This window comes from Liquorilactobacillus sucicola DSM 21376 = JCM 15457 (assembly GCF_000612445.1).
Classification (GTDB): Bacteria; Bacillota; Bacilli; order Lactobacillales; family Lactobacillaceae; genus Liquorilactobacillus; species Liquorilactobacillus sucicola.
This window is the reverse complement of the sequence record NZ_BALC01000001.1, coordinates 599,409-625,617: the sequence shown is the minus strand read 5'-3', so window position 1 is coordinate 625,617 and position 26,209 is coordinate 599,409. Positions and strand designations below refer to the sequence as shown.

General features: G+C 37.0%; 18 protein-coding genes. 11 read left to right on the top strand and 7 right to left on the bottom strand.

What is annotated here, in order from left to right; all coding sequences use genetic code 11:
- Positions 1-5: 5 nt before the first annotated feature.
- Positions 6-938, top strand: coding sequence for an L-lactate dehydrogenase (locus JCM15457_RS03085; protein ID WP_152537260.1), 933 nt, complete (start codon positions 6-8; stop codon positions 936-938).
- A gap of 318 nt (positions 939-1,256) precedes the next feature.
- On the opposite strand, the gene JCM15457_RS03080 is transcribed toward JCM15457_RS03085, so the two are convergent.
- Positions 1,257-1,796 carry a TetR/AcrR family transcriptional regulator gene (locus JCM15457_RS03080; protein ID WP_034987342.1) on the bottom strand — a complete coding sequence of 180 codons (540 nt, stop codon included), beginning with the start codon at positions 1,794-1,796 and terminating at the stop codon, positions 1,257-1,259.
- A gap of 177 nt (positions 1,797-1,973) precedes the next feature.
- Between JCM15457_RS03080 and JCM15457_RS03075 the strand changes: the two genes are divergently transcribed.
- The 5 genes from JCM15457_RS03075 to JCM15457_RS03055 all read left to right on the top strand — a co-directional run bounded on the left by JCM15457_RS03075 (position 1,974) and on the right by JCM15457_RS03055 (position 15,371).
- Entirely contained in the window at positions 1,974-6,038 is a 4,065-nt protein-coding gene (locus JCM15457_RS03075; RefSeq protein ID WP_034987341.1) for an MMPL family transporter, read from the top strand.
- 391 nt (positions 6,039-6,429) lie between these two features.
- On the top strand, positions 6,430-7,647 hold the full coding sequence (locus tag JCM15457_RS03070) for an aminotransferase-like domain-containing protein (RefSeq protein WP_034987338.1): 1,218 nt from the start codon (positions 6,430-6,432) through the stop codon (positions 7,645-7,647).
- Between the two features lie 158 nt (positions 7,648-7,805).
- Entirely contained in the window at positions 7,806-8,858 is a 1,053-nt protein-coding gene (locus tag JCM15457_RS03065) for an iron-containing alcohol dehydrogenase (protein WP_051993257.1), read from the top strand.
- A gap of 853 nt (positions 8,859-9,711) precedes the next feature.
- Positions 9,712-14,463, top strand: a complete 4,752-nt coding sequence (locus JCM15457_RS03060; RefSeq protein WP_081778173.1) for a glycoside hydrolase family 70 protein — start codon at positions 9,712-9,714, stop codon at positions 14,461-14,463.
- A 233-nt stretch (positions 14,464-14,696) separates the two neighbouring features.
- Positions 14,697-15,371 (top strand): triose-phosphate isomerase, encoded by a 675-nt coding sequence (locus JCM15457_RS03055; protein WP_034987336.1) that lies wholly within the window; start codon positions 14,697-14,699, stop codon positions 15,369-15,371.
- Positions 15,372-15,575: 204 nt separating this feature from the next.
- Here the strand turns inward: JCM15457_RS03055 and JCM15457_RS03050 are convergent, their stop codons facing one another.
- The 5 genes from JCM15457_RS03050 to JCM15457_RS12310 form a co-directional block, all read right to left on the bottom strand.
- Positions 15,576-15,839, bottom strand: coding sequence for a hypothetical protein (locus JCM15457_RS03050; protein WP_034987333.1), 264 nt, complete (start codon positions 15,837-15,839; stop codon positions 15,576-15,578).
- A 221-nt stretch (positions 15,840-16,060) separates the two neighbouring features.
- Positions 16,061-16,435, bottom strand: coding sequence for a hypothetical protein (locus JCM15457_RS03045; protein WP_034987332.1), 375 nt, complete (start codon positions 16,433-16,435; stop codon positions 16,061-16,063).
- Positions 16,436-17,243: 808 nt separating this feature from the next.
- Positions 17,244-17,384, bottom strand: a complete 141-nt coding sequence (locus JCM15457_RS12320) for a biotin/lipoyl-containing protein (protein ID WP_235725529.1) — start codon at positions 17,382-17,384, stop codon at positions 17,244-17,246.
- Between the two features lie 198 nt (positions 17,385-17,582).
- A complete protein-coding gene (locus JCM15457_RS12580) occupies positions 17,583-17,765 on the bottom strand; it encodes a matrixin family metalloprotease (RefSeq protein WP_369384602.1) in 183 nt (60 codons plus the stop codon).
- On the bottom strand, positions 17,762-18,334 hold the full coding sequence (locus JCM15457_RS12310) for a zinc metalloprotease (protein WP_051993256.1): 573 nt from the start codon (positions 18,332-18,334) through the stop codon (positions 17,762-17,764). Before JCM15457_RS12310 ends, JCM15457_RS12580 begins: the two co-directional genes overlap by 4 nt.
- Before the next feature lie 84 nt (positions 18,335-18,418).
- Here JCM15457_RS12310 and JCM15457_RS03030 point away from each other — a divergent pair, with 84 nt between their 5' ends.
- The 5 genes from JCM15457_RS03030 (at position 18,419) to JCM15457_RS03010 (ending at position 24,758) form a co-directional block, all read left to right on the top strand.
- Positions 18,419-19,294, top strand: a complete 876-nt coding sequence (locus tag JCM15457_RS03030) for a tetratricopeptide repeat protein (RefSeq protein ID WP_152537259.1) — start codon at positions 18,419-18,421, stop codon at positions 19,292-19,294.
- Between the two features lie 180 nt (positions 19,295-19,474).
- Positions 19,475-20,746 (top strand): MFS transporter, encoded by a 1,272-nt coding sequence (locus tag JCM15457_RS03025; protein ID WP_420836014.1) that lies wholly within the window; start codon positions 19,475-19,477, stop codon positions 20,744-20,746.
- A gap of 412 nt (positions 20,747-21,158) precedes the next feature.
- Positions 21,159-22,847 carry an alpha-glucosidase gene (locus JCM15457_RS03020; protein WP_034987326.1) on the top strand — a complete coding sequence of 563 codons (1,689 nt, stop codon included), beginning with the start codon at positions 21,159-21,161 and terminating at the stop codon, positions 22,845-22,847.
- 143 nt (positions 22,848-22,990) lie between these two features.
- The gene (locus JCM15457_RS03015; protein WP_034987325.1) at positions 22,991-24,175 is read left to right on the top strand and encodes a glycerophosphoryl diester phosphodiesterase membrane domain-containing protein; all 1,185 of its coding nucleotides are present in this window, start codon (positions 22,991-22,993) and stop codon (positions 24,173-24,175) included.
- Positions 24,176-24,218: 43 nt separating this feature from the next.
- Positions 24,219-24,758, top strand: coding sequence for a glycerophosphodiester phosphodiesterase family protein (locus JCM15457_RS03010; RefSeq protein WP_034987324.1), 540 nt, complete (start codon positions 24,219-24,221; stop codon positions 24,756-24,758).
- A 310-nt stretch (positions 24,759-25,068) separates the two neighbouring features.
- On the opposite strand, the gene JCM15457_RS03005 is transcribed toward JCM15457_RS03010, so the two are convergent.
- On the bottom strand, positions 25,069-25,983 hold the full coding sequence (locus JCM15457_RS03005; protein WP_034987322.1) for an NAD(P)-dependent oxidoreductase: 915 nt from the start codon (positions 25,981-25,983) through the stop codon (positions 25,069-25,071).
- Positions 25,984-26,209 lie beyond the last annotated feature (226 nt).

The following is a 26,209-nucleotide window of genomic DNA, read 5'->3' as shown; positions in this document are numbered from 1 at the left end:
ATTCCATGAAAAAACTGCATAAAATTATTTTGGTTGGAAGTGGAGCAGTTGGTTCATCTTTTGCATTTTCACTGCTGCAAAACGTAACTTCGACCGAACTGATAGTGGTTGATATAAATAAGGAAAGAACCCAGGGAGATGTGCTGGATCTGCAAGACCTAATACCGTTAAGCGACGGCGCTAATATTGTTCGCGCGGGTAGCTATGATGATGCAGTAGATGCGGATATTGCTGTGATTACAGCAGGTGTTCCTCGGCAACCAGGTGAAACACGTTTAGATTTATTTAAGCGAAATGCTAGTATTTTGAAGTCAATTGTTATTCCTATTGTGAACAGCGGCTTTAAAGGATGTTTTGTTGTTTCAAGCAACCCAGTTGATGTTTTAACAACTATTACGCAGCAATTGTCGGGTTTTCCAAAAGAAAGAGTAATCGGTACAGGAACTTCATTGGATAGTGCGCGTTTATCAGTTGAACTTGGCTTAAAGCTGAACGTACCAGTAGACAAGATAAAGAACGCATATGTTCTAGGTGAACATGGAGATAGTTTATTTGCAACATTCGCCGAAACCACTGTTCTGGGGAAAAAGCTTTCTAAAATTGCTGCATTGGACGATGAGAGTCTGCATGAGCTGGAAGAGTCAGTTAAGAACAGGGGAAGCAGAATAATTTCTTTAAAGGGAGCAACGCACTATGGAGTAGCTGTTTGTCTGATGAAAATTTGCAAAGCGATTTTGACAGATGAAGAAATAATACTTCCTGTTTCAGCACCATTGACGGGAGAGTACGAGCAAAATAATATCTATTTAGGAACACCGGCTGTGATCGGGGCTGGCGGTCTCAAAAGGATTATTGAGTTACCGTTAGTGCCAACGGAGTATGCCAAGATGAAGTTATCGGCAGAAAAAATGAAAAAAATTTTGGTTTCATTAGAGTAGCTTAGTAGCTTTAGAAATGGTGGCGTACGGCAATAAGCCAATCATGAGGATAGTCTTAGTCTGACTATAAGCAATTTTACGATTAAGCAGAAAAGATTGCCTTGAGAGATACTAATTAAATTAATATACTTCGACTAAAAACAGAGAAGCAGGGTCAAAAATTATATTTTAACCTAGCTCCTCTATTTATTTTGTATGAATGTGCTCCATAAGTTAAAATTCTTCGTTTAACTTGAATTACTCACAGCACTTGCTATGTTCTTTCGCGTTAGTACTCAAACTTTACCGTTTAATGCTTTTTTGGTGTTGCTTTCAAGTTTAACAATCATTGATGATCTTACCAAGTTCCTCTGGGGACTCGCGCATTCCAGTTTTTAACCAATAACGGATAACACCAACGATTCCATTGAGATAAAATTCGTACATATATTGACTCTCGTAAATTCCAATAGTGGGATTTGCTTTTTTGTCTTGCTCAAGGACCTTACTTTTTATTGAAGACAAAAAGTGCGTGAGAAAATCATGATCGTTACTTAGGATATATGCAGCGACTGCATGATTTTCTTTAACAACTTCTAAAATTCCTGTTAAAACTATTTCCCATGAGTTTTTGCGCTTGTTAAAAGTGATGGCACCTGCAAGCTCATCAGTTACACTTTTTTCCATTGCATGCATGCAGTCTTGCACATCTTTGTAATGTGCATAAAAAGTTCCTCGATTAACATCAGCCGCTTTACAGACTGCTGTGACTGTAATTTCATTTAATGAATTATCATTGCTGTGCAGCAGTTCGATCAGACTTTCTTGAATTATTCGTTTGGTCATCTGTGCACGACGGTTATTTTTTACCCCTACCATTATTTGCACCTCATTAAATAGATAATATCAGCTTAACTGTTTATTTAATAACAATCTGATTAAAATTGATGATTGAAATTTACACTAATTTAAACTAACATGTTGTTATTATTTAAACACATTATACATTAAATGTCACTATGTAGTTTTAATTATTTAGTGAAGAAGGGGTAGAGCGTGAGAGGAAAAAGAAGAGTTTTTATTGTACAGGCGATTATTTGGCTAGTTGTCATGATTGCAGCAGTTGTAATGCTTCCAAATGTTGGCAGTCTTCTTCGTGAGAAGGGACAAACTAAATTACCAAGTACTGCGAAGAGTCAAATAGCTCAGACTATTCAGGATGACTGGGGGCGAAATCAAGGAGGAACAAGGCAAGTAATTGTTGTTTTTAATAATGGCAATGCTCCATTAACTGCAAAACAAAAAGCAGATATTGACCAAACCATTCAAAAGTTTAAAAACAACAAGAAAAAGTACCATGTTAAAAGTCTGACTGCTGCTAGTGACAGTGCAGCAGCAAGAAAGCAATTAGTTTCAAAAGATAAGTCGACTCAGTTGCTGCAGCTCATGGTCGGGAAAAAACAAACAGTTGCTGAGATGAACAAAGATATCACAAATGCTGCCAAAACGAGCGGCGTTAAAACATATGTGACTGGTAGTGATATCCTGAACGATGATTTCACACAGGAAACAGAAACTGGAATTAAAAAAACAGAACTGATTACAGTGATTTTTATTTTCGTTGTTTTGATGCTTGTATTCAAGTCACCAATCACACCTTTAGTCTCGCTGCTTTCAGTGGGTGTTTCGTTTATAATTTCGTTGAGCATTGTGATGAACTTAGTTGATAAGTTTGATTTTCCACTATCTAATTTCACACAAGTTTTCATGGTTGTGGTTCTTTTTGGAATTGGAACAGATTATAATATTTTGTTATTCGATCAATTTAAGGAAGAACTCAGCCGGGGTGGCGATAAAATTGAAGCAACCCAAAAGGCATTAAAAACGGCTGGCCGGACGATCCTTTACAGTGGATCCTCAGTTCTAATAGGCTTTGCCACACTGGGGTTAGCAAAATTTTCTGTTTATCGCTCGGCAGTCGGTGTCGCGGTAGCCGTTGCAGTTTTACTCTTAGTATTACTGACATTGAATCCATTCTTCATGGCAATGCTGGGATCACGTTTATTTTGGCCAGTAAAAACGTTTAACGGTGGCAGCAGTAGTAAGATGTGGCACGGACTAGCAACTAGAGCTGTCCGATTGCCATTAGTTTACTTGGCAATTGTACTGGGAGTATCTTTGCCATTTCTACTGGTCTACAATAATGAGTTGAACTATGACACTCTTGCAGAATTAAACGATACGATCCCTGCTAAGAAGGGCTTCAAAGTTGTGCAAAATCATTTTTCAAAGGGAACAGCTGAGCCATCAACTCTTTATCTTAAAAGTGATCATCCATTGAATAATGAGAAGGATCTGAAGGAGATAGATGCTCTGACTAAACGTCTGCAAAAAATTGATGGTGTTAAAACAGTAGCCTCGGTCACACAGCCGGGCGGTTCACCAATCAATGATTTATATGTGAATAAACAATTGAAATCGGTCACTGGTGGGATGCAATCGGCACGTAAAGGACTTGGCAAGATCAGTAATGGGCTTGATAGTGCCGATGGCAAGTTGGGCAATGCAAATGTCCAACAAGGTGTAGATGGAGCTAAAAAATTGGCTGATGGAACAAGTAAATTGCAAAATGGAAGCCAACAATTAGGAAACGGAGCCGGTCAATTGGCCAATGGGGCGACAACACTTCAACAAGGAGTGGCTACCTACGCGAACGGTGTATTTACTGTCAACAATGGTTTAAACCAGTTGAATGGTAAAACTGGTGCACTGACGAATGGTGTCAACAAATTAGCTAATGGTGCTACATCTTTAAGCAGCGGTTTAGGCCAGTTGAATAGTCAAACCGGACAGTTGAGTGCCGGTGTTGGTCAATTAGCAAATGGAACTGGTTCTTTATTTGCAGGTACACAGTCGCTTTCTAGCGGGCTCAACACATTAGATAGCAAAAAAGAACAAGTATTGGCTGGTACTAGTACGTTAAATGCGAGTGTCGCAAAATTGCAACAAGGTTCGTCACAAGTATCAGATGGTCTGCAAAAGCTTGAAAATAAAGTCAGCTCAGCTGCTGCCTCAGGCAATACCGGACAGGTTGAGCAATTGAAGTCAAGCTTGCAGCAATTAAATAGCGCTATGGCTGAGCTAGAACGGAGCTCAGGCACAACTCAGCAGCCGGATATCAATAAGTTTCAAACAACAACCCAAGCTTTAGCTGCTTCGAGCGATACAGTAAAAAATGATGCAGCAGCACTCCAGCAGGAACTTCAAGGTTTGCTGAATTCTTCTTCAACATCTGCTGGACTAACGGCAGCAGATATCGAAGGAATCGTTCAGGCTGTCAACCAAAACTCACAAAATAGTGGGGGCCAAGCGCTAAACGAACAACAAACAGCAGCATTGAAAGCAGTACTAAATTCAGTAGTTTCACAAAAAATGGCTCAACAGAAAAAAACAGCACAGGACAATCTCGGTAATGCAACTAACAGTGCGAAAAAATTGCAGACTGACTTGGCTTCTCTCTCAGCGACTGGGGAGAGCTTGAATACTGAATTAAATCAGTTGAAATCCTTGAGCTCGCAAATGAATAAGCTCTCAGGCCTTGGCACATTAGCTTCTAATTCAATTAAGGCTAACAATGCCTCAATACAAGCCTTGGATAAGCTTAATCAGGCTGTTTCTGGAATGCAGCAGATTCAAACAGCATTGGCTGGAACATCGAGTCAAGTTGGCTTGCTGAATGGATCGCAGCAAGTTTCATCAGGTCTCAGTCAGTTAAGTGCTGGTACCGATGAGATGAAGAACAAGTTGAATGAATATACGAATGGCGTTGCCAGTGCAGCAACGGGTGCTAATAAGCTAAATAATGGTGCATCTACTTTAAACAGTGGAGTTAGCCAGCTGAGTTCTAAAACACCTGCACTTGTTAATGGAATCAGCCGTTTAAATGATGGTTCAGGTCAATTAGCGACAGGGATGACAACACTTCAGGGCCAAGTACCGCAGTTGACAGGAGCAATTGGAGCATTAAACGCTGGTACCGGCAAGCTAGCCGCTAATTCTTCCAAACTAACCAATGGTGCAGGACAAGTTGCCGCTGGAAACAAGGAGTTAGCAAGCAAACAGAGCGAGTTAACTTCAGGACTGGGAACTGTCAATAATGGGCAGCAAGCAATGTATAATTCATTGCAAGGGCTTGTTCCACAAATGAACGCTTTGCAAAATGGTTTGAAATCAGCAAGCGCTGGGACAAAAACAATCAACAAGGGTGTTGGAACGGCTAATGGCTATTTAAAAGATCTTAAAGATTCTGATGCTGCCAATACCTATTATGTTCCAGATAAGGTTTTGAAAGGTAAGACTTACAATGAGGCAGTGAAAGCATATATGTCTGAGGACAAACATGCAGCCTCAATCACCATTGTTTTGAATGAAAATCCAAGTTCTAAAAAAGCAATGAAAAAAATTACGGAAATCCAAACACAGGCTCAAAAGTCGCTTAAGGGGACGTCTTTATCTAATGCAACTGTTGCGGCAGGCGGGGAAACATCATTGATCAACGATATTCAAAAAATTGCATCAAATGATTTTGTGCGGACTGCTTCAATTATGTTGATTGGTATATTACTTGCTTTGATGATTATTACGCGTTCAGTTCTGCAACCATTCTATATTTTAGGAACATTACTGTTGGCATATATTATGTCACTAAGTATTACGCGCTTATTGAGTCATATCTTCTTAGGACAGGATATGCTTACGTGGAACACACCGTTCTTTGGTTTTATCATGTTGATTGCGTTAGGGGTCGATTACAGTATCTTCTTAATGATGAAGTATCGTGAGTTTGATAATGCAACTGCAACTCCAAGCACGAGAATTATTCGAGCTTCTGCTGTCATCGGTTCTGTCGTTCTCTCAGCCGCACTAATTTTGAGCGGTACATTTGCTGCTTTGATTCCTTCTGGTGTATTAACACTGATTCAGGTGGCGCTAGTTGTAATTATTGGGCTAATGATTTTAGTTTTCGCAATTCCAGTAGTTATTCCAAGTCTGATAAGATTAACATATCCGTTAACTGATCGAATGGAAGAAAAACAGGAAGCAAATGAAAAGCAAAAATAAGTACAGGGCGGGCCGATAGTTACTAAGCTTGAATGCTAACTATGGAGAAAAAACATAGTCAAAAATCGCATGCTTAATTGTAAAAAACAGGTTAGTGAAATATGTAATGCAGCAAGCATAGAACTTAAAAGCAAGATGGAGCTAGGTTAAAAGTTAATTTTTAACCTAGCTCCTTCTTGCTTTTTGTCGTGTGAGAATATTGCCTAGATCAAATTTTACTGATTTATAGCACTTACTATCCTAGAGCATGAGAGATTATTGAAGACACTTTTTAATTATAGATGAACATAATTCATGTTTTAATGAAAAAGTTGAATTTTATTTATCATTAAAAGTGGGATATACTAACAATATCAAATATAGAAAACGAACTTTAAGGAGGACGGTAGATATGAGCGATGTATTTGCAGATCGGGTTGTGATCGGTTCAGAAGATCGTTTGGCTGAAATGTTTGGCGGCAGTTTAGGGAAAGATGGGATCAAGTTTTCCGCCGGTAATCCTAATGCTGATCTTTTTCCGACAGCTCAAATCAAGGTGGCACTTAATGACGCCATCGACAAGTATGGCAGTCAAATCTTTGAGTATCAAACAGTCAGCGGATTTACACAATTACGAAGTCGGTTGGCACAATGGGCTGCTAAAACAGCTAAAATCAAAGCGGCTGCAAATAACATCTTAATAACGCAAGGTGGTCAGCAAGCTTTAGATTTAATTGGCAAGCTTCTACTGGACGCTGGAGATAAAATTGTGGTTGAAGCTCCGACTTATGTTGGCGCGTTATCAGCTTTTGATCAGTATGATCCGTGTTATTATGATGTTGCGATGGATGATGATGGTTTAAATCTAGAGGAATTAGAGACAGTACTTCAGAACCATTCAGACATCAAACTCTTATATACCGTTCCTGATTTCCACAATCCAACAGGTGTGACAATGTCATTAACTAAGCGAAAAAAATTGGTTGAATTAGCAGAAAAGTATGATTTCTTTATTCTTGAAGACACACCATATCGTGATTTGCGATATAAGGGCGAAAAACTGCCTGCCATCAAGTCTTTTGATAAGCATGGACATGTTCTTTTTGTGAGCAGTTTCTCTAAAATTTTAATGCCGGGACTACGCATTGGCTGGGTTGCTGCTGACGAAGAAGTAATTGCTCACTTGCGCACGCTAAAGACGAGCAGTGACTTGGAGACATCAGGAATTATGCTGGCGGCTCTAAATCAATATCTAGAGAACAGTGATTTGGACAGACACATTTCAAGTATGCTGCCAACATATCGTAAGCGTTTGGATGTTATGCTTGATGTTCTTGATAACACAATGCCGACTGATGTTCATTACACACGTCCGGAGGGAGGGTTCTTCATTTGGCTGACTCTGCCTAAGGTGGTGAATGCACAAACATTATTGCGTGAAATATGTATTCCAAAAGACAAAATCAGTTTTGTTCCAGGAAAAGTGTTTTATGCGCACAGAGATCACGAAAACGGAATGCGTTTGAATTTCTCAGGTGTAAATGAAGCACAGATTAAGGTAGGAATTACAAGATTGGCTATGAGTATTCGAGAGGCAATCGCTGCAACTGAGGTCGGAGCGGTTCTTTAAAAATTTAGTAAAAAAGAGTGCATATTTTTTGTTGAGGTAAGAAACGCCTTGTGAAAGAGTATGTATTTTTTATTGCTAAATGTATTATTTTTGACTAGTATTATCTTAAAGAACAGTCCTTCAAATAGATTGTTCAAAATAAATAATGGGGTGTTAGAATGTCATCTTTTCTAGTTAAGCCAGTTGTTCATTCAAGTGCCAACTTACAGGATTTATTCAATACTGTTGATGTTGGGGTCAATGATGTAATATTGACAAACCGCTATATCATTGAACCACATTTATCCGTAGATTCAATTCCAATAGATACTATTTTTTTAGAGGATTACTTAAAGGGAGAACCAACCGATGTCGCAGCTGATAAAATTTTAAATAAACTTGGCGAAAAACATTACAAACGAGTTATCGCAATTGGTGGCGGCTCTGTGATTGATAATGCTAAACTTTCAGTTTACGGTGAAGGCCTAACGCTTAAAGAACTCGTTGAAAAAGGGAAAGAACTTCCGAAAAAGCGTGAATTAATCATTGTTCCGACAACAACAGGTACAGGAAGCGAAGTCACCAATGTTGCTGTCTTTAATTTTGTTTCTAAGAAAACTAAAATTGGTTTGGCCTATGATCAAATGTATGCAGATCAGGTGTACTTAATCGGCCAACTAGCGACGACAATGCCATATAAGGTTTTTGCAACGAGTTCAATAGATGCATTGGTTCATTCAATTGAATCCTATATATCTCCGAAAGCAACATCATTCAGTAAAAGCTTTTCTTTAAGCGCGATGACCACTTTTTTACGTGGTTACCGCAAGATGATTTTTGAGCAAACTACAGGTCAAACACCAAAAGGAAAAGATTTGCAGGAGTTTCTTGAGGCAAGTACTCAGGCAGGAATAGCTTTTGGTAATGCTGGATGCGGACCGGTTCATGCACTTGCTTACCCCATTGGTGCAGAGTTTCATATTGCACATGGTCAATCTAATTATCTTGTATTCAGTGGAACTTTCAGAAAATACCAAGAATTGGGTGCCGATTTAAGCGAGCTAGAAACGATTTTAGCAAGTGAGTTATCCGTCCATCCTGAGCAGGTGTGGTCACGGTTGGAGAGTATTGTTGACCTTATTCTGCCTAATCAACGATTGCGTCAAATCGGAATGGATGAGAAAATGTGCAAAAGATTTGCCAAGTCGGTTATTGCCAACCAGCAGCGTTGATGGTTAATTCACCTATCGAATTAACAGAAGATGATGTTGCTGCAATCTATACTGATTTGCTTTAAAAATAGGTATAAATTTCCAAAAACCCCCTTAAGTTGAAATTAATCTCAACTTAAGGGGGTTTTTGGCTATTTTAAGAAAATACTTGCCATATTTCCAACTGATTTTCTATAAAAAGTAAGTATTCAGCAATTTTAAATGATAAAAATAAAATATAAATTATAAAATAATTAAAAAAGAATTAGTCTAATTTAATATTCGAAAATAATAAACATCAATATATATAGACTTTTTTTGAAGGGGAGCTCTCTAATATCGTCTTTTTTAGAGTAATACTCTGCTGAGTAATTCTTATTTTGAAATCAGTAGTGCAACCGATATCAATTCGAGATAAATAAAAATGTTATGCAAACAATAAAAGAAAAATGTTTCTTATAGAAAGAATATTGATTAAAAAAAGCTTTGTCAACCAGAAATATAAAAAAATTATTTTAGACACAGTAGATTGAATTATATATATATTGCAAGATGATTTACGCTTTTAAATTTTTTTAAAATTAATTAATTTTAATTTAAAAAATAACTCATAAAAAATATGTTAATATTTTTAATGCTGAGTTTCTTTTATTATTCTTTTTGTAGATATATCAGACAATAATAAACAAAAAGAATAATAAAATATTCTAAAGCTAAATAAAAAGTGCTAATAGGTCATTAAGCCGGAAATATGGTTAGCGGGAAGGGTGCGATGACTTTTTATAAATACTGTTTTTAAGAGAAGTAAAGCGTGTGATAGTTATTGAATTTAGAATTTTGAAAATTTATTTTTATTAGTTTGGAGAGAATTGATATGGTGAATAATAAGTTACACTACAAGATGTATAAGAAAGGCCAAAAATGGGTCTTTGCCGCAATAACAGTTTTTTCATTAGCATTAGGGGTTGCGACGATTACCTCAGCAGTAAGTGCCGATACGATCCCGGACGTTCAAGCTGGAAAAAATAATTTACATAGTTCCTCACCAAATGCGGTTTTAGATACTACTCAGCAAAAAGTCGTTTCCGCTAAAAATCAGGGTCAAACTGCTACGACAGTTGTCAATGAGCAACAAGCAAAAATAGCTGAAAAGGATAGTGGGCAACAAAAGCAGCAGAAAGAGGATAGCGACCAAGCAAACACAACAGTTGTGAATGAGCAGCAGTCAAATTTAGACAATGATAAAGGTAATGGTCAAAGCAATCAACATGGTGACTTGGTAGAAAATAAAAATGGAGCGAAAACCACTAGTAAAAAACAGCCAAATTTAGTAGCCCCAAATGATGATCGGTCGGCTTCACGGCCTGTTAATGAGCAACAGACGAAAACAACAGATCAAAATGATGATCAAACTAGCACAAACAATTCAAGTGATAGGCAAACTGACGATCAAAAGAATTCACGGTCTGCTAATAATCAGCAATCGGATCCAGAAGATCAAAATAATGGTCAGCAAAGTGCTCAGCAAGATAATTTTACAAAGGATACTCAAAAAGATGGTCTAGCAGATGCTCCCAAAAACAGCGACCAAAACGAGACTGATAAGAATCAGGGTAGCGCAGCTGATAATCTGGACGAAATTATCGCAAATTCAAAAAATATCAAAATGATTAACGCTAAAAATTATTATGTCGATGATAATGGTCAAATCAAGAAAAATTTTGCCATTGAACTTGACGGACACATTCTGTACTTTGCTAAAGATACGGGGGAACTAACAAACACTTCTAAGCTATACAAGGAAGGCTTGTCAAGTTTGGATGATGCCTATACTGGAAATAATGCAGCATACAATACTACAAATAAAAGCTTTAAAACAACTGATGGGTATCTCACAGCAAATAGCTGGTATCGACCAAAAAAAATTTTGCAAGATGGTGTTTACTGGAAAAAGTCGTCTGCAACTGATTATCGGCCGCTTCTAATGAACTGGTGGCCTGATAAAAGAACGCAGGTCAACTATCTTAATTTTATGCAGCAGCAAAATTTGGGCGATGGCAAAAACTATACAGTTGATGACGCACAAATCAATTTAAATAACTCAGCTCAACGAGTTCAGGCAAATATTGAGAAAAAAATCAGCCAAACTGGAAATACAGAATGGCTTCAAGATCTTATTACGAATTTTGTTAAAACACAACCTAATTGGAGCATTGCAAGTGAATCTGAAACAAGCGGTAATAGTAAGGATCATCTCCAAGGCGGCGCGCTGCTTTACAATAGTAGCGATTTAACTCCTAGCGCCAATTCAGATTATCGGTTACTCAATCGCACTCCAACTAACCAATTAGGGTATCCATCTTACACAATTGATTCTAGTTTAGGCGGGTATGAATTTCTTTTAGCCAATGATGTTGATAATTCAAATCCTGTTGTTCAAGCTGAACAGTTGAATTGGATGTATTATTTATTGAACTTTGGCTCAATAGTAAACCATGATGCGAACGGAAATTTTGACAGTATCCGCGTAGATGCTGTTGATAATGTAGATGCAGACTTATTGCAAATTGCAGCAAGTTATTTTAAGGACGCATATAAGGTCAATAAGAATGACAAAAATGCTAATCAGCATATCTCCATTTTAGAAGATTGGAGTGACAATGATGCGCAGTATGTCAAAGATCAGGGTGCAGACCAAGCTACAATGGACAACAAATTTCGTTTATCATTAAAGTACGCACTAACAATGCCTTATACTGATGCAAATGAAAATAGACGAAGCGGTCTGGAACCACTGATCTCCAACAGTTTAGTAAATCGTGCAAGTGATGAAACAGAAAACGAAGCTATCCCAAACTATTCTTTTGTTCGCGCGCATGATAGTGAGGTTCAAACTGTTATTGCGGAAATTATCAAGCAAAGAATTGATCCCAGTTCAGATGGTTTGACTTTTACAATGGATCAGTTGCGGCAGGCTTTTACAATTTATAACGCTGATCAGTTGAAGACGAATAAAGAGTTTACTCAATATAACATCCCAAGTACCTATGCATTGCTTTTAACTAATAAAGATACGATACCGCGGGTTTATTATGGTGATATGTACACGGATGATGGTCAATATATGGCAAAAAAATCACCATATTACTCGGCGATCGAAACTTTGCTACGTGCACGCAAGAAATATGTTGCAGGTGGTCAGAACATGAAAATATCTTACGTGACAGGAGCACCTGAGATGGCAGCCAATACTTACCATGGAGTGTTGACTTCTGTTCGCTATGGTAAAGGAGCGTTGACGTCTAATGATAAGGGCGATGCAGAAACACGGACACAAGGCATAGCTGTAATTGAAAGCAATGAACCTAACTTGCGCCTTAGTGCTTCTGACCGGATTGTTATCAATATGGGGAAAGCTCATGCTAATCAAGCATACCGCCCATTGGTTTTGACAACTGCTGCTGGCTTGTCAACCTATCAAACGGATGCAGCCGCTCCTGTGAGTTATATTAGATATACAAACGGTGAAGGGCAACTTATCTTTGATTCTGCAGAAATAGTAGGGCAGAGTAATCCGCAAGTATCTGGTTTTCTGGCAGCTTGGGTTCCTGTTGGAGCGAGCGATGAACAGGATGCACGGACACCAAGCAGTACAAGTGCAACTGTAGATGGCAAAACCTTGCATTCAAATGCGGCTTTGGACTCACAAGTTATGTATGAAGGTTTTTCAAACTTTCAAGCTTTTCCAACTACTGCAGATGAATATGCGAACGTGAAAATTGCCCAAAATGCAGCACAGTTTAAAGAGTGGGGTGTCACATATTTCGAACTGCCACCGCAATATCGTTCAAGTACCGATAATACTTTTTTGGATTCAATTATTCAGAACGGGTATGCTTTCACAGACCGTTATGATCTTGGCTTTGAAACGCCAACTAAGTATGGAACTGCTGATCAACTTATAGCTGCAATTAAAGCACTTCACATGCAGGATATGAAGGTAATAGCTGATTGGGTTCCAGATCAGATTTATAATCTTCCTGGAGACGAAGTTGTAACTGCTTCAAGGGTTAATAACTTTGGTGAGCAAAATAAAGATTCAGTAATTAATAAGACCTTGTATGTTGCTAAAACAGTTGGTGGTGGAAAGTACCAAGCACGATATGGCGGCGCCTTTTTGAAAAGGATCAAAAAAAGATATCCCGATTTATTTACTTTCAAGCAGCTTTCCACAGGTGTGCCAATCGATGGCAGCAAAAGAATAACTCAATGGTCGGCAAAATATTTTAATGGAAGCAACATTCAAGGACGGGGGGCATTCTACGTTCTTAAGGATTCAGGCTCTAACAAATACTTCAAGATCAATGGCAAAGACACATTTTTGCCAAAGCAGTTGTTGAACTTGCCTGCAAAGACAGGCTTTGCATCGGATGGGATAGGAATGACCTATTACTCGACAAGTGGTTATCAAGCTAAGAAAACTTTTATAGAGGATGTTAAGTCTAATTGGTATTATTTTGACGAAAATGGTCACATGCAATATGGACTTCAGAATATTGATGGAAGTTTCTATTACTTTCTCCCGAATGGAGTTGAATTGCAAAATGCCTTTTTTGAAGATGAAAAAAATAATATGTACTACTTTGGAACACAAGGTAAAGCCTATGTTAATGACTATTTCATGAATGCTGATGAAAAATGGCAATATTTCGATCAAAATGGAATCATGGCGCGTGGGCTTGTAAAAGTCAACTTTAAGGGAAGAACAGCAACTCAATTCTTTGATGACGATGGTTATCAGCTTAAAGGCCAAGCGATTAGAGACCAAGCTGGTAATTTGAGATACTTTGCAAGTGATTCTGGTGATATGGAGACAGACACTTTTGCAGAAGTAGCCCCCAATATGTGGGTCTACTTGGGAGCTGGCGGGATCGCTGTGACAGGAGCACAAACAATTAAGGGTCAGCAGCTGTATTTTGATGACGATGGTTACCAGATAAAGGGACAGTCAGTTAAAGATCAAGCTGGTAATCTACATTATTATGATGCAGACAGCGGTGAAATGATAACTAACCGTTTTGAGAGAATAGCTGATAACACATGGATCTATTTGGATACTACTGGTTCTGCTGTGACAGGAGCACAAACCATCAATGGACAACAACTTTATTTTGACGTCAATGGTATCCAGGTAAAGGGACAGTCTGTCAAGGACCAAGCTGGTAATCTACGTTATTATGATGCGGACAGCGGTGAAATGATAACTAACCGTTTTGAGAGAATAGCTGATAACACATGGATCTATTTGGATACTACTGGTTCTACCGTAACAGGAGTACAAACTATCAATGGGCAGCAACTTTACTTTGATGACAATGGTTTTCAGGTTAAAGGTCAAGTCGTCAGAGATGGAAACGGCATCCTGCACTATTATGATGCAGATAGTGGTGAAATGCTGACAAATAGATTTGTTCAACTTTCTTCCGGTAATTGGATTTATATTGATAACGCTGGTAGCGTTGTGACAGATTTGCAGATGTTGAAAGAGCAAACCATAGTTGATAGTAATAGTAAGAGCAAAAAGTATTATAACGGTGAAAATGATAGATTTGTGGAAAGTATCTAACTATCGCTACAAGCTCAATTAAAAAATACAGCAGTGGCTGTTTCTGAAGTGAACCTGCTAAGTTGGCATCCAATCCAACCTTAGAGGTTCACTTTGTTTTTGTGGCAGTCATTTAAGCTAACACGTTGCCTTTGATTGTGATCGCTTGCAATACAATGAGAACCCGTTACAATTGAAGATGTAGGTAGAAAGACCTATTAGAGCTTTGAAGTGAAAAAATGAGGAGTGACTTGATGAAAAAATTTAGAAAACCGCTTTTTATGGTAAATCCTAAAACTTACGTTTATGGTGATGATGTTCTCAAGTTAGCCAAATTAACAGAAAAGATAGCGAATAAGTATGGGCTCGACAGCCTCTTTACTAGCCAACAGATTGATATTCCTATCCTTAAGAAGAACACTAGCAATTTAATCATTACGGCTCAACACATGGATGACGTTGCTCCAGGCAAGCTGGGAACAGTTTTGCCAGAAGCACTTAGTTATTATGGGACGGATGCCGTAGTTCTGAATCATTCTGAAGATCCCTTAACGGTTTCGGAGCTGGATAATAGTATAAAGCGTGCTCGAAAATTAGGAATGTTGAGTATTGCGTGTGCTGATAGTTTCGAGCAATGCCGTGCGATTGCGGAAATGCATCCAGATATAATGATTTGTGAACCAGCAGATCTGGTCGGGTCTGGTAGTACAAGTGACGAAAGTTATGTTAAACAAGCAATTGCAGCCGTTCATTCTGTTGACCCTAAGATTGCAGTTATTGCAGCTGCGGGTGTAGATGATGCAGACGATGTTTCAAAGATGTTGACATGGGGAGCAGATGGGACAGGTGGTGCCAGTGGAATCGTTAAGGCTTCAGATTGGGAAGAAAAACTTGAAGAAATGATGTCAGCGATGGCTAAGTTTAAGTAACTGAAGCTGGTCGAAGAAAGGGTAGCAAAAAATCTTAATAAAAATATGGGAACTGGGTCAAAGCCAAAGTTTGATCCGGTCCCCATATTTTTTGTAGCTGAATAAGTTCTCTTAGGTAAAATTCCTATTTAATTTAAATTGCTCAAAGCCTACCAGCTAGTAGAGTTTCTATTACTGTTGGCAATAATAGACAAATGACAATGATTACTTTTTCTGGTATCTAACTTTCCGCAACGCGGCACGCTTACCCGCGGATTTTTGAAAGATAGTTTCAGGCATAGTCAAAACGCAAATCGCTAAGGAAAGGACGAAAACTATTTTAGCAAGAATCGCGCCTGAAAAAATGAACAGCCCTACTAATGCAATGGCTAGAATAAGGAGCGAAACAACTCTTTTTGTTTTTGTTGAGATTTTAACCAGTCCTTTCATAGTTGTACTACCATGCAGTGATGTTCTAATAAATGTCATCGTTAATAAATTCCACTATAATTATAGCACATTTTTTCAGGCATTCCTAAAAAAATGAGGGTAGCCAAATAATTCTGTTTTAGCGCAAAAACTTGCAGTGAGCTTTATAAAAGAGCGGTCAAAAAAAGACCGCGCAAAATAGTCAATTTTGCTGCAGTCAGATGGCTTATTAGTAATATTAATACGGTATATGAGGTCAAATTTCTATTGTGGTAAAAATGTTATTGTTTATATTTGGCACGTGATAGCGAATCTCTGATAAAAATAGTCAATGTAAAAATTGGCCAAATAAGAAGAAAATTATTTTGACTTGAAATACCGATTAACAGTAAGATTGCACCGCAGCCAATCGCTGTGATAAGCCACCCTAATCGTGTGATTTGGCGATTGGCGGGTTTATACGCAGGATGCTCACGAAAGAAAGGGCGCTCCCAAAAAAAGTAATAAAGTAAGATGATTGCAATTGCAATCCCAATGAGTAAAAAGTAAGAATGAGAAGTATTGATTATGCTAGAAGAAAAACTTGCTGCACCGATAATGAGCAGCAACAAGTATGGGATGTTACTAATCAAGCCGTATTTCCAATCAAAATTCATCTATTTACCTCGCTTATTTAAATAAGAATATGTATCTTTTTCTATTATATATAAATGATAGCATGTTTAAAGGACAAAAAGCACTAAAGTAATTATGGGAAAACATAATAAATAACCTGTAAACATTAATAAAATATGCTTAAACGGAGCTTATTTAGTTAACTGATTGACTTTGACGGGGAAGTAGTCTTGGAGCTAAGCGAAAAAGCCTTGATTATTGAAGCACGTTAGTTTGCGTATTTCAGTCTTATCCTAAGTGAAATAAGGTCACAATGATAGTTTACATGAAAAGATTTTAATCACGGCAAAAGCCTAACCAGTTTCAGTGAGACATTTGACAACATGCCCCAAAATTAGTTTTGGGGACATAGAACTTAATTAAACGCAGAAGAAGCTGAGTCCAAATATGGTATACCCCAAAAGTTAATGTTTTATCCAACGCCTTTATTATTCCAGATAAGGCACTTCATTTATGCCACACATCCTTCCATAAATAATCATTGGGTTGAGCGTTTAATTTTTTATTGAGGTTTTGTTACCGGTTAGTTGAATAGAGGATAAAATTGGAGCAACAAACTTTTTTTCAGTCATTAGGTAGTATTCTAAGGCAAAAATTTAGCGCGCATCAAGTGATGTTACAGATAGTGTAATCATTTTCTGTAACCGTCATGAGTTCTTCTTTTGCTTTATAGGAGCCGCTACTTCAACTTTGTGTAACTTCAATTGTTGCAACAAGCTCTCCAACAGTAACAGTTTGACCAGTCTTAACTCTTTGTTCTTTTAAGATGCCATTTTCCTGACTCGCAACTTACCTAACTACTTTATCGGTTTCCACTTCAAGCAAAATACGACCTTTTTTCACATCATCTCCAGAGTTTTTGGAGCAGTTTCCAAAGAAATACTGATCTGATTTGGAATTTAACTTTGGCATATAAATTGCTTTTATCATAAAAATATTCCCCTTTAAATTCCTAGAAAGCTGTCTTTCTCTTAAACATATTACTAAGCTCTAGAATGATAGATAGCGTTTTCAGTAATGAATTGTTGAATTCTTAGGGTATTTGTGAATAAATGACACAAAAAAACTATCAACAAAACAGCATTGCTGCAATTATTGATAGTTTTTGTTGAAATACAAGTCTTGAGTTTACTTGTACAACTGTTTAAGACGATCAACATCAAACTGTTGAATACCGTATTCGGAGCCTTGGGGTTGCATTACTGAGGCATGATCAGTAACGTGATCCAATCCCATCGCATGGCCTAATTCATGTTCAGCGGTATTGATTTTACGTTCGGTTGAGTAATGATCAAGGTAATAGAGATTCAGTTTAGCAACGCATGTGTTATCACCTTTTTGCCAGTTAAAGGATTGATCAGCATTTTTGTCTCAGCCACACCAGCCTGGGCAGTATTATTTTGATTTTCGGTGGTCAAAATAATATCTGCTTGAGTTTTATCATTAGTTGGGGTCAACGTGAATATTTTGAAACTATTCCAGTTATTAAGGGCTTTTTCCCATACATGACGATATTCAGAAGATACGTTTTCAAGAATATCAAAATAAACACTAGCGTTATTTTTAGCCCAAACGGCTCCATGTACGGTTGCTGAATCAGAAGTGGTGCTCGAGGATGTGGAGGAAGAGGAACCATATGAATCGGTTTGCCCATCTGCTGGGCTGGTCGAATCGCCGGAACTGTCCGTAGAATGAGGATCTTCTCCAGATGAGGATGGTTCCTGCAGAGGGACCTTTTGTGGTGCTTCTAAAAGCGATGTAACTTGTTCAACTTTATTGCCCAGCCATTTTTTCCCATACTCAATATCTGGGGGACTTTGGAAACAATAAAAAATAAACACACCTAAAAATATTAGTTTTACAAACCTAAAGGGTTTCACATAATCACCTCTCAATTTTAGGTTGTGCTTTGATTATACATGAAATTCAACATATAAAAGTAAAAAATAGCTTAAGAATTGAACTTGTCTGCCAAACTGAAAAATAATTTTATAGTTCAAGAAAAAAATATTTTAAAATGCGTATTTACTAAAAGAAGGCTGATTTGTGAAAGGATGAAAAAAATGAATAGAAGAAAGATTTTTAAAAAACTAAATTGTCAATTTCAGCAACAAATGAATATTAAATATGCATTCAAAGAAAAAGAAAAAATCAAGCATGTAGGTTTCGATAACATACGTGAAATAATTGCTGATCTTTGTCCAGAGTATTATTTTGAAATGTTTAACTTTGAAGAAGCTGTCAAAGTTTATCTGAATAGTTCACTAAAAAACGAAACTAAGGAGTTTATGTATTTAGCCAAAGTCGTAAATAATGTCAGAAATGATAATTTGAGGACAATGGAAAAATTAAAAAAGATGTTTATTTCGAACAGGGAAAATGGTTCTTTGTATTTACAAGAGTTTGGAAATATTTGCCTTTATTGTTCAGACTATGAGATGGCGGAGAGTATTTATCAATTTCAAATCGATCAAGGGATTACAAGCGGATTCAACGGCATGGGTTTGCTGCACAAAAATATATGCGAATATGAAAAAGCGGAAAAGTTTTTTATACAAGCTTATAGGTCCGGAAACCAAAAGGCTGCTTATTATATGGGGTGTCTGTACCATGAATTAATGAACTTTGAAGTAGCTGTACAGTGGTTTACTAATGCAGTAAGGGAGAATACTGATATTGATGCGTTAGCAGAGTTAGGCAATCTGTATCTAGAAAATGGAAAAGAAAACGAAGGAGAGCAATTGCAGAAAATAGCTAAAAAATTAACTTTTAAAGATGAAATGCTGACATGTGAGGAAAGGACAACATGGCAAAAAATGAATATTTCGGAAAGACAATAACAATAAACAAGGAAAGTACTCGTTGGAGAGTTTAGTATCTTAAAAAAATTAGGACAGTAGCTAACGAAATCACGCTATTTTTATGTTGTTACCAGTAATCTGTTTACAGAGAGACATATCTGATGTATTATTAAATATAAATTAGATAATGATTAAAAAATGGTAATTGAAGGCGATAGATTGAATAATAAACACCGTATAACTAGTAATATCGTAAAGGGTTCTCTTGGAAACATGGTGGAGTGGTTTGATTGGTACATATATGCATCTTTTTCAATTTACTTTGCAGGAGCATTTTTTCCTAGCAATAATCAGACCGCCGAACTTTTAAGTACAGCAGCAGTTTTTGCTATTGGTTTCTTAATGAGACCTTTCGGTAGTTTTGTAATGGGAAAATATGCCGATCAGCATGGACGTCGCTCAGCTTTGACACTTTCTGTCAGTATTATGGCAGTTGGTTCATTACTGATCGCGCTTGTTCCAACTTATCAGACAATTGGCATCATGTCTCCTGTTATTCTAGTTTTAATCAGAATGATCCAAGGTCTTTCACTGGGAGGGGAGTACGGTATTTCTGCGACTTATCTGTCAGAGATGGCTGGGCCAAAAAGGCGTGGATTCTATGCATCTTTTCAATATGTTACTTTAATCAGCGGACAGTTGCTGGCACTTTTAATTCAAATAATTTTGCAAACTTACTTAGCAGATGCGCAGCTAAGGTCATGGGGATGGCGTATTCCATTTATTTTGGGTGCAATAGGTGCAATAATCGTTTTGTATTTGCGCTTATCAATGGATGAAACAATTCAATATAGAAAAACAGCGAGGAAATCAAGTCCTAAAGGAACTTTAAGCTTGTTAGCCAAATACCCTAAACAGGTATTGACAGTTATCGGTTTGACTTTTGGTGGAACAATCGCTTTTTACACTTATACAACTTATATGCAAAAGTACATGGTCAACACACTAGATTTATCACCGCATACAGTTGCCTTGATAAATTTTGGGGCACTGTTTATTTTCATGCTTTTGCAGCCTCTATTTGGATATATTTCTGACAAAGTTGGCCGCAAACCGTTGTTGTATTGGTTTGGTGTTATGGGAACATTATTGACGGTACCAATTTTTAAGGGTTTGAAAGCTTTTGATAATCCTATAGCTGCTTTTTTATTAATGTTGGCAGGATTATTGATTGTTAGTGGGTATACATCGATTAATGCAATCGTAAAAGCAGAACTGTTTCCAACTGAGATACGAGCCCTAGGTGTTGGATTCCCTTATGGATTGACGGTTGCTATTTTTGGTGGAACTGTCGAATATATTGCGCTATGGTTAAAGAGTATTCAGCACGAATCATGGTTTTTCTACTACGTTTCGGCGGCAATCTTAGTTAGCTTACTTGTTTACTTCAAAATGACAGAAACAACCAAGAATTCTCACCTGGACACATAGCATTTGGTTCTCTACCTTAGTTTTTATTTGAAACCAGTTGAAATAATGGTGGCATCCATTTAAAAAAGTTTATTTAATTTAGAATGATATTTCGCTGGAACTCTATGCATTTTTCTTGCGTACTTTATCAAGTAAACAGGCAATGTACAGTTCTTGCGAATTTATGACTGTGTAAAATATTTTTAGTTACTACGCGAGGCAGCAAATATTCTAATCATAAAAACATCTCTAAAGTTAACTGCTGTGTTGACTTTGGAGATGTTTTTAATCGGACTCAGTTATGACTAACTAACATTTTTTTGCAATCGTTTACAAAAGAGCTAAAAAAAGTTACACTGTAACTGTAAACGATTGTGGAAAGCGTATCTTAACACATAGATACTGCTAAGAATAGTAATGGAGGCTTTTTAATATGGAAAACACGAATAATAAACACTGGTGGAACAAAGACGTAATCTATCAAATATATCCAAGGTCTTTTCAGGATACGAACAATGACGGCATTGGTGATCTACAGGGAATTATTGCACACCTTGATTATATCAAAACTCTGGGTGCAACCACGATCTGGATCTCACCTGTTTACAAGTCGCCAATGGTCGATATGGGGTATGATATTTCAGATTATCAGGACATTGATCCGCAATTCGGGACAATGGAAGATTTTGATAAACTTTTGCGAGAAGCTAAAAAGAGAAACCTCAAGATTATTATGGATCTTGTGGTAAATCACACTTCAGATCAGCATGAGTGGTTTAAAAAAGCACTTGAATCCCCAACCAGTCCTTACCGCGATTACTATATTTTTAAAACTACAAAAGATGGAAAAAAGCCGAATAATTGGCGCTCAATTTTCGGAGGATCAACGTGGACCGAAGTCAAAAACGAACCGGGAACGTATTACTTCCATACTTTTGCACCTCAACAACCAGATTTGAATTGGGAAAACCCGATTTTGCGGAAACAAATTTATAAGATGATTAACTGGTGGCTTGAAAAAGGGATAGCTGGTTTCAGAATTGATGCAATCACGCACCTTAAGAAAGATCTTGATTGGGCAAGTATACCAGCAGATGGGAATGATGGACTAGCAGCTGTAGTTAAAAAGGGCCAAAATCGTCCAGGGCTAGATTTGTTTTTGGATGAATTAAAACGTGAGACTTTTGATAAGTATAATGCACTAACTGTTGGAGAAGCATATGGTGTTCCAGAGAAGGATTTAGAAAAGTACATTGGTCCAGATGGTTACTTCTCAATGATTTTTGATTTTAGCTATATGAATATCGAAGTTAAAAGCGCTGATGAATGGTATCGCGGAAAGACAGATTGGAATATTAAAACCTTGAAAACTACACTTTTTAATAGTCAGCGTGCAGTTAAAAGAGTTAATGGATGGTCTGCCAATGTTTTGGAAAACCATGATCAGCCTAGGGTATTATCGAAATTAATCAAAAATTCTGCTGACCAAACTCCTACAGCTGCTAAGGCTTTAGCAACAATGTATTATTTCCTACCAGGGACACCGTTTATTTATCAAGGTCAAGAACTAGGAATGAAAAATTTTGAACGCAAAAGCATTAATGAGTTCAATGATGTTTCTTCAATCAACAATTACAAAATGGCTCTTAGTGAAGGTTATTCGCAAGCGGAAGCTTTGAAAATAGTAAATTCTAAATCAAGGGATAATGCGCGTACTCCGATGCAATGGACTGATGAAAAGTTCGGTGGATTTTCACAAGCTATACCATGGTTGAAAATGGGAAATGATAGAAAAGGAATCAATGTAAAAGTAGAAAATCAGAACTCTGATTCTGTTTTAAACTACTATCGTAAAATGAGTCAGTTAAGAAAGAAGGAAGAATTCCAAAGTGTTTTTGCTGATGGTGAACTTCTAGAAGTTAAGGATGTACCGTCGACCGTAATTGCTTACGAACGGGTTCTCACTGATAGTAAAATTACAGTTTTAGTTAATTTAAGTAATGAAAAACAATCGTTGCGAAATTTTGGGCAAAACATAGTATTGAATAACCAACAACATGTGCAAATAAGTAAAAATGGACTTACGTTATTGCCTTACCAGGCACTACTCCTTGAAAACTAAAACTTTTTTAGTACCAAAAGTAGTTCAAATTGACTTTTCCCTCAGAATTCTTTGACATTATACAAGTTCAACTTGAAGACTGTTTTTTTTCTAGTAGAATATGTAATGGAATTGAGTCGTAGAGGAAAAAGGGATGTGACAAGGTGAATCTTGGACGAAAAGGCGGCAATAAGGGAAGAAAGACATATTTAAGCAATATTTTAGTGGCGAATATGTTTATCCTTTTTATCGTAATACCTGCATTGGTCGTATGCGGTAATTGGTTATTTGATGCTGATGAGTACAGTTATTTTATGTCTCAGTTCTCGTACTTGACTCTGGCAGGTGGGACTTTATTTATCGTTTTGCTGCTATATGCGGCGTATTTTGAATATACATTTCTTTTGCTCAGCAGTTACAGTTATACTGAGCAAAAGAATTTTTCAACTTATGCTATGCTGCGCCATAGTTTTAAAGAAGCAACGGCGGTTTTTTCAACAAAAATATTTTTCTTTCTATTTTATTTTTTACTAATTCTGCCATTTAGCGGAACGGGTTATACTTCTGAATTACTTTCCAAAATCAAGATCCCAATTTTTATTTTAGATTATATTTTTAAGGAGCGACGTATTTTTGTTACACTACTGGTGTTGCTATATACAATTTTAATTTATCTCGGAGTGAGATTATTATTTGCATTGCCCTTGATGATCTTACAGCAGTTACCCCTGAAACAAGCTATCCAGCAGTCACTTAGTTTGAGTAAGAAACACTTCTGGAGATTAGTTGCATCTTTTGTAACGTTATTTTTAACGGCATTAGCTTTTAATGTGCTGCTTTATTCGGTTCTATTGACCGTTCAATGGGGGATTGAACAAGTTTGGAGCGGATTGGCGCTATACTCTGCAACACTTCTTTCAACTATTGCATGGTTTGTACGATTAACAACATCAGCAATTGTTATTAGCGGATCGATGCAAATTATTCTACTATTTCTAAAAAGGGAGCAGCAGTTAAAGTTAAAAGGGAAAGATTTAAAACTAGTTCAAGCTGTACATCAAAGAAAGTATCGAATGCTGGAAACTCTTCTTTTGAGCGGCTTTATAATTCTCTTAGTTATTCGGATACAAACTAACTATAAGCTTATGCGGCAGCCAAATCGTAATGAACCGCTTGTTATTGCGCATAGAGGAGTAGATGGGGATAATGCATTACAAAATTCTATAAGTGCATTGAAGAAAACACATCAAAGTGCTAAACCTTATTACACAGAAATGGATATTCAAGAAACAAAGGATCATAGATTTGTAGTGAGCCATGATTCAGATTTAAAAAAACTTAACCGGTAAAAAACTGGTAGCGCAAAAGCTTACCTTGAAACAGGCGACGAGGTTGACTGCACGTGAAGGAAACCATACAGCCAAACTTGTTAGTTTTGATAAATATCTGGATATAGCGCATAAAATACACCAGCCGCTGATTGTAGAGATCAAGGTAAGTAAGTATGATTCGAAAAACATGTTGGATGTTTTTGTAAATAAGTATGGGGAAAAATTGCTGCATCATCATGACGCTGTTCACTCCCTTGATTATAGGACAGTTTATGAGCTCAAACGAAGGATGCCGCAACTGAAAGTTGGATACATTCTGCCTTTTAATGTCCTTGGTGTTCCCAAATCAGCCGCAAATTTTTACTCAGTTGAGTACAGCACCTTAAATGATGATTTCATAAGGGATGCACAAAGGCAGCATAAGGGTGTTTACACTTGGACTGTTAATCGCAGCCTTTCGATGTATGGTGATCTAAGTATGGGGGTCAACGGTATTATCACAGATAATGGTGCTAAACTTAATAAAATAATAGAAAAGTATCATTCAAAAAGAACTTATACGTATAGGTTACTTGCACTGATGTTACATTCATATCGTTAATAATTGACGAAAAGATAAGTAACAGGATAAGTATTTGAAAAGACTTAATGGTTGGAACATATGGACTGCATAATGCAGGATTCAAAAAGCTGTGCGAAGCCAGTAAAATTCGAGTTAGACGAAGAATTTTGACTGACTTACGTATATGGTCACGGTTATACAAAAAATGAAGGAGCTAGGTTAAATGAGGCCCCCAAGTTAAAGTAACAACTTTAACTCTGGAGGTGTTTTTTTGACCCCAGCTCCTTTTTAGTTAAAATATACGAATTAATGTGTTGGTAATTTCAAAATAGAGGTTTGCAGACACGTATTAAAAATAAGACTTAATCGGTTTTTGGCCTTCAAAAAAAAGCTGAATTTCTTTCGCGCATCGCATTGAAGAAACACGTAATGTTTCGTTTGTATCCGCACCGATATGCGGGGTGATAATAAAATTAGCAAATTTTGAAAAGTCTTGCAAGGTATATATTTGACCTGGCTCGAATACATCAACTGCTGCTCCAGCTATTTTTTTATCAAGTAATGCCTTGTATAGAGCATCACTATTAATAATTGAACCACGTGCGGTATTAATTAAAATAGCGTTTTTTTTCATTCTTTTAAATGCTGTTTCATTGATTAAATCAATTGTGTTTTTTACAGCTGGTATATGAATGCTGATGACATCAGACTCGGTTAATAAATGTTCAAGAGAGACCTGTGTTCCATAAGCCAATCTTTTAGGTCGGTGGTTATAAACAAGCAATTCAATATCGAAAGGTTTTAAATATGAACTGAGTTTTTGCGCAATTTTACCATATCCGATTAAACCGATTTTTTTATGCTCGAGCAATGAACCCGCAGGAAAAGAATTCGATTTCTTGTTGACAGGTATTTTTCTAAGCAAATTTAAAATGAGAAGCAATGTTAGTTCAGCAACAGAACTAGCATTCAGTCCAGGGATATAGGTGAGCCGTATACCGCGTTCTTTTAATGACTTTAAGGGCAGGTTATCAACACCAACACCGTGCCGGGCAACGATCACAAGATTTGGAAACAGCTTTAATTCTGATATGCTGAGTCTGTGCGCACGAATTACCATACCAACAACTTGCTGAAAATTTATTTGCGTCTGACTTTCTGAGATCGATAAATTTTGTGGGCGAACATAAGTTGAAAAACCAGCTTTTTTTAGAAAATCAAGACCACTTTGATCAATAGGCTCTGTAATGTAGATAACTTTCAAGGTAAATAATCTCCTCCTTTGTAGCGAACACTGAGTAGGTACCGTAAATCTTTTTTTATTAGAAAAAGATTAGTGATATTGTAACATTTATTGAATCATCAAAAAATAAAAAAATAAGGGATATTTGATTCGAAAGAAAACAAATATGGATATTAAAATAATTAAAACAAAGAATAATTGTATATCACAGCTTTGTAAACGCTTGATTTTTATTTAAAAAGGATAA

What these genes read in the sequence shown, in the direction of transcription:
- JCM15457_RS03080 (WP_034987342.1), bottom strand. Translation starts at nt 1,796, where the DNA reads ATGGTAGGGGTAAAAAATAACCGTCGTGCACAGATGACCAAACGAATA.
- JCM15457_RS03020 (WP_034987326.1), top strand. Translation starts at nt 21,159, where the DNA reads ATGGAAAACACGAATAATAAACACTGGTGGAACAAAGACGTAATCTAT.
- JCM15457_RS03055 (WP_034987336.1), top strand. Translation starts at nt 14,697, where the DNA reads ATGAAAAAATTTAGAAAACCGCTTTTTATGGTAAATCCTAAAACTTAC.
- JCM15457_RS03065 (WP_051993257.1), top strand. Translation starts at nt 7,806, where the DNA reads ATGTCATCTTTTCTAGTTAAGCCAGTTGTTCATTCAAGTGCCAACTTA.
- JCM15457_RS03070 (WP_034987338.1), top strand. Translation starts at nt 6,430, where the DNA reads ATGAGCGATGTATTTGCAGATCGGGTTGTGATCGGTTCAGAAGATCGT.
- JCM15457_RS03045 (WP_034987332.1), bottom strand. Translation starts at nt 16,435, where the DNA reads ATGAATTTTGATTGGAAATACGGCTTGATTAGTAACATCCCATACTTG.
- JCM15457_RS03085 (WP_152537260.1), top strand. Translation starts at nt 6, where the DNA reads ATGAAAAAACTGCATAAAATTATTTTGGTTGGAAGTGGAGCAGTTGGT.
- JCM15457_RS03060 (WP_081778173.1), top strand. Translation starts at nt 9,712, where the DNA reads ATGGTGAATAATAAGTTACACTACAAGATGTATAAGAAAGGCCAAAAA.
- JCM15457_RS12320 (WP_235725529.1), bottom strand. Translation starts at nt 17,384, where the DNA reads ATGATAAAAGCAATTTATATGCCAAAGTTAAATTCCAAATCAGATCAG.
- JCM15457_RS03050 (WP_034987333.1), bottom strand. Translation starts at nt 15,839, where the DNA reads ATGACATTTATTAGAACATCACTGCATGGTAGTACAACTATGAAAGGA.